We start from the raw sequence: 4,955 nt of genomic DNA, 5'->3' as shown, positions 1-4,955 counted from the left end.
GGGCCGCCCTGTGCAGGAGGGCGGCCCGCACCTGTGGGGGGTGGCGGCTGAACGGACCCTGCCGACGGGCATAGCTAACGAGCCCTGCCGACGGGCCTGGCTAGCGAGCCTTGCCGAGCGCCTTGTCCAGGGCCTGGGCGAAGCCGTTGGCCCACAACCGGTCCACGCGGGCCCGCTCGTTGGCGTCCGGGTTGGCGTTCCTGCACGACGTGCCGGGACCGCCGCCCGACATCAGCTCACTGCACGGGCCGGTGTAGTGGTCGGGCAGACCGAGCACGTGCCCCGTCTCGTGGGCGGTCACGCGCGTGGAGTCGTACTGCTGGTTCTGCGCGTAGTCGAGGAAGATGTAGCCGCCGCCGTGACCGTCCGTGGAGGCGTACGAGCCGCGCGGGTCGTTGCCCTCGCGGTAGCTGAAGTCGGCGCCCGACGCCGAGCCCGACTGGAGCTTCACGTTCGACACCGAGCTGTTCCAGATCTGGGTGCTGCGGGCTATCTGGCTCGCGAATCTGGGCGCGCGGGAGGCGTCGTAGACGACGGTGACGGCCGCGGCGTCGGGGGCGGCGGCGCGCTTCTCGGCGACCGACCGGATCACGGCCTCGAAGAACGCGTCGTTGGCCTTGGCCTCTTCGGCCGAACCGGCGTACTTCGCGAGCGGCTCGGGCGCGGGAGCGGCGGACGCGGGGACCGCCGTACCGAGGCCGGCACCCGCGAGGGCGAGGCCGATCGCCGCCAGGCGGGCGGACTTGGGCATGCGCGCACGCATACGCATCGATGACTCCTCGTGTGGGGGTTGTGAAGTCGTCATCGAGTCTCGGCGCCTGTGCGGTGGCTGTGATGATGGCAAGTGGTGATAGCCCGCGACTATCGGCAGTCCAACTCGCCTGTGTTGCAGGCGGTTTGTGCGTCTGGTGAAAGCATTGCCTCCGCTTTAGTCTCCACTGGCATGGAGCCGGGAAGAGCGGAGAGCCCCCGCCATGGAGCTTGAGGTCAGGCATCTACGCGCGTTGTGCGCCATCGCCGACACCGGCAGCCTGCACCGGGCCGCGCGCCAACTCGGCGTGGCCCAGCCCTCGTTGAGCACCCAGTTGCGCCGCATCGAGCAGGAGCTGGGCGGCGCCCTGTTCCTGCGCGAGCGCACCGGCTGCCGCCCCACCGCGCTGGGCCGGGTGGTCCTCGGCCGGGCCCGCCCCCTCGTCGCCGAGATGCGCGCCCTGGTGGCCGAGGCCCGGTCCGCCGCCGTGACGGGCCCTCAGGTCCGCGTCGGCTCCACCGCGAGCCCCGCCCTCGCGGGCTGGCTGCGCCGTCTGAGGAACGGTGGGCGCGAGGCCCTCCTCCAGATGGACGTCTCCGCGAACTCCCTGCTCCGCATGGTCGCCGACGGCCAGCTCGACGTCGCCTTCGTGCACGAGGTGGAGGGCTGCCCGCTGCGCATCCCGCCCGAGCTCGGCCTGCGCGTCCTCGTCGAGCGCGAGCCGCAGTTCGTGTCGCTGGCCGAGGACCACCCGGCCGCCACCCGGTCCGTCGTACGCCTCGCCGAGCTGGCCGAGGACCGCTGGATGGTCGACCCGACGGTGGACGGCGAGTGGGACGCGGTGCACCGCATGCTGCGCGCCGCGGGCCTCAGCCCCCGCATCCTGCACGGCGACTACCACACCACCGCGTCCCTCGTCGCGACCGGCGAGGTCGTCACCGTCTGCCAGCCGACCTGCCAGTCCCGCCCCGGGATGGCCGTACGCCGCCTGCACGGCGACCCCCTCGGCGTACGCCTCATCCTCGCGGCGCGCACCGAGGAGGTGCTGGAGTCCGTGTACCCGCAGCTGGTCGAGGCGTACTGGGACACGGTCCGCCAGTCGCCGTCGTACCGGGAGTGGCTCATGGCGAAGGGGGCGCCCCCGGGCCTGGGAGCGCCCCCTTCGCCGTACGAGCAGCCGTACGAGCACACGTACCGCGAACGGAAGCCCGCGTAATACGCCCTGGACGTGCTGGACGCGCTACTTGGCCGTCAGGCGCCGATGTCGCAGCCGTCCGCGCGCCACACCGAGACCACGGCCGGGCGGACGATCTTGCCCTCCCCGTCCGGCCAGGCGCTCTTCGGGTTCTCCACGGAGGCGCCGTCGAGCTCGCCCGGGTGCTGTACGGCGACCAGGACGCGGCGTTCCTGGATGATCGGGCCGCAGGTCTCGGCGCCGTTCGGGACGGTCAGGAACTGCTTGAGCTCACCGCGCCGCTCGCCCCTGGTCGCCACGCCGAACAGGCCGTCGTGCGAGCCGAGTTGGGCGCCGTCGGTGGAGATCCACAGGTTGCCGTGCGGGTCGAAGGCGACGTTGTCCGGGCAGGAGATCGGGCTGACCTTGTCCTTCGGGAAGCCCGCGAAGTAGGTGGCCGGGTCGTTCGGGTCACCGGCGACGAGGAAGAGCAGCCAGGCGAACTTCGTGCTCTCGGGCCGGTTGAAGCGCTCGGTGAGCTCCAGCACGTGCCCGTGCTTGTTGGCGTTGCGCGGGTTGGCCTCGTCCGGCTTGGCGTTCGTACCGACACCGCGGTTGGTGTTGTTGGTCAGGGCGACGTAGACCTTGCCGCTGACGGGGTTGGGCTCGATGTCCTCGGGCCGGTCCATCTTGGTGGCGCCGACCTTGTCCCCGGCGAGGCGGGTGAAGACGAACACCTCCTCGGCGGTCATTCCGTCGACGTGCGAGGTGGCGCCCTTCGCGGTGGCGGTGGCCAGCGGGATCCACTCGCCGCTGCCGTCGAACTCACCGTCGGCGGGCAGCTTGCCGGTGCCGTCGATCTCGATGGCGGGGGAGTCACCAGTGAGCTTGGCGACGTACAGCGTGCCCTCGTCGAGGAGGGTGAGGTTGTGCTCGCGCACGGCCCGGGAGGTCCCGTGCTTCATCCGCTTGCTGCTGACGAACTTGTAGAAGTAGTCGAAGCGCTCGTCGTCACCCGAGTACACGACCGGGCGGCCGTCGGCCGTGAGCCGGATGGTCGCGGCCTCGTGCTTGTAGCGGCCGATCGCGGTGTGCTTGCGGGGCGTGGAGGAGGGGTCGTACGGGTCGAACTCCACGACGTACCCGAACCGGTGAACCTCGTTCGGCTCCTGTGCGAGGTCGAACCGCTTGTCGAACCTCTCCCACTTGCGCTCGCTGGCGGTCGTGCCGATGCCGTAGCGCTTGTCGGTCGCGCGGCTGCCGTTGGCGAAGTACTGGTTGAAGTTCTCCTCGCCGTGCAGGGTCGTGCCCCAGGGGGTCGTACCGCCCGAGCAGTTGTTGAGTGTGCCCAGCACCTTCGTGCCGGTCGGGTCGGCGGAGGTCTTCACGAGGTCCGATCCGGCGACGGGACCGGTGAGGCGGAACTCGGTGGTGGCGGTGACGCGGCGGTTGAGCGGGTGCCGGGGCACGGCGGTGAGCTTGCCAGTGCGCTGGTCGCCCTCGACGACGACCGCGGACAGACCGTGGGCGGCCCAGGCGACCTCGACCTGCTCACGGGTGGGGTTCGCGGCGTCGTACCCGCGGAACATCAGCACTTCGTCGGTGTACTCGTGGTTGGCGACGAGGAGCTGCCGGCCGCGCTCACCGGGCAGCGGGAGGAGAGCGAGGAAGTCGTTGTTGTAACCGAACTGCCCGGCCTGGGCCTTGGCCGTCTGGTTCTCGGGGTCGAAGGCGGGGGCGCCGCGCAGGATGGGCTCGCCCCAGCGGATGACGACGTTCTGCTTGTACCCGTCTGGGATCACCACGGCGTCGGCGGTGTTGGGGGCGACGGGGGTGAACCGAAGACCGCGGGCGGCGTTGCGGCCCTTACCGGCCGAGGCGGCGGTGGCGGCGCCGGTCCCGGCCCCGGTCCCGGTCCCGCTATCAGCCGCGGCGGCGGGCGTGAGGGCGGCGCCGCCCGCGGCACCGGCCACGGTGACGACGGCGGCGGCGCGCATGACCGACCGCCGGCTCAGGGCGCCGGCGATGACGTCCCCGACGTACTCGTTGGTGGTGGTGTTCGGCACCTCGTGGAAGCAGGCGTCACCACACCGGAAACGGCAGGTCATGGCGGACCGCCCGCCGGGGTGCGACGCGCTCGCCCCGTTCACTCCGACCATTGGCAGCAGTTTGCGCACTTTGCTCTCCCCATACGTGCCCTTGATGTGAATGTGACGTTAGGGGCGAACGCGTTCGAGAACGCGGACGGCGGGTGAACAAGGGGTGAACCTGGGGAAGTTGAGGCGGTATTGACACCAGGATGCGGCAAGGGCTAACACCTGCCCCCTGCCCCACCCCAAGATCACCGAGATCGGCCGCTAACCTTACGTGTCCGTCCTGGCCAGGGATCGACGGGCTACAACTCACGCGAAGGGTTGCGCGACAATGGGCATTCTTTCTCTCCTGCGGAACGCGTTCGGCCGCTCACGCAAGGGGCGCGACGCCGACGCGGCATCCCCTTCGCGGGAGCCCTCGCCCGAGACCACGCAGACGGCTCCGCAGGAGCCGGAGCCGCCGGCTGCCGCCGAGCGGACGGCTGCCGCCGAGCCCGAGCCGGCTCCCAAGACCAAGGAGTCCCCGTCCGAGGTGGACGACCTGGTCTCGGCGGCCTTCGACAACGTAACGGTCCCGAAGCCGACGCCCACGCCCCCGGCGGTGGAGAAGGCCCCCGAGCCCACGGAGCCCGTGGCCGAGCCGAAGCCGGCCGTGGAACCGGAGCCGGAGCCGACGGTGGCCGAGGCCCCCGAGCCCGTCGTGGAGCCGGAGCCCGTTGTCGAGCCCGAGCCGGTGGCCGAGAAGGTCGCCGAGCCGGAGCCCGAAGCTGCGGCCGCCCCGGAGCCGGCGGCCGCCGAGGCACCCGAGCCGGTCGTGGAGCCGGAGCCCACCGCCGCGGAGGCGGCCGAGAAGACGGACGAACCGGCAGCCGCCGACGGCGACGAGACCCCACAGGGGCCACCCGCAGCCGACGACGAAAGCCGCACGGGTGGTGCG

The 4,955-nt window shown here is 71.5% G+C and carries 3 protein-coding genes and 1 pseudogene; 2 read left to right on the top strand and 2 right to left on the bottom strand.

The annotated features are described in order from the left end of the window. Positions 1–100: 100 nt before the first annotated feature. Entirely contained in the window at positions 101–763 is a 663-nt protein-coding gene (snpA, locus tag FNH08_RS44440; RefSeq protein ID WP_152777195.1) for a snapalysin, read from the bottom strand. Between the two features lie 211 nt (positions 764–974). Here snpA and FNH08_RS44435 point away from each other — a divergent pair, with 211 nt between their 5' ends. Further along, positions 975–1,967, top strand: coding sequence for a LysR family transcriptional regulator (locus FNH08_RS44435; protein WP_152777194.1), 993 nt, complete (start codon positions 975–977; stop codon positions 1,965–1,967). Positions 1,968–2,002: 35 nt separating this feature from the next. Here the strand turns inward: FNH08_RS44435 and FNH08_RS44430 are convergent, their stop codons facing one another. Next, positions 2,003–4,102 (bottom strand): PhoX family protein, encoded by a 2,100-nt coding sequence (locus FNH08_RS44430; protein ID WP_322726441.1) that lies wholly within the window; start codon positions 4,100–4,102, stop codon positions 2,003–2,005. A 247-nt stretch (positions 4,103–4,349) separates the two neighbouring features. Here FNH08_RS44430 and FNH08_RS44425 point away from each other — a divergent pair. After that, positions 4,350–4,955, top strand: a pseudogene (locus FNH08_RS44425) (VWA domain-containing protein); the annotation flags it as partial.

This window comes from Streptomyces spongiae, assembly GCF_009377185.1.
Lineage (GTDB): Bacteria > Actinomycetota > Actinomycetes > Streptomycetales > Streptomycetaceae > Streptomyces > Streptomyces spongiae.
This window is presented reverse-complemented; position numbering and strand designations above follow the sequence as displayed.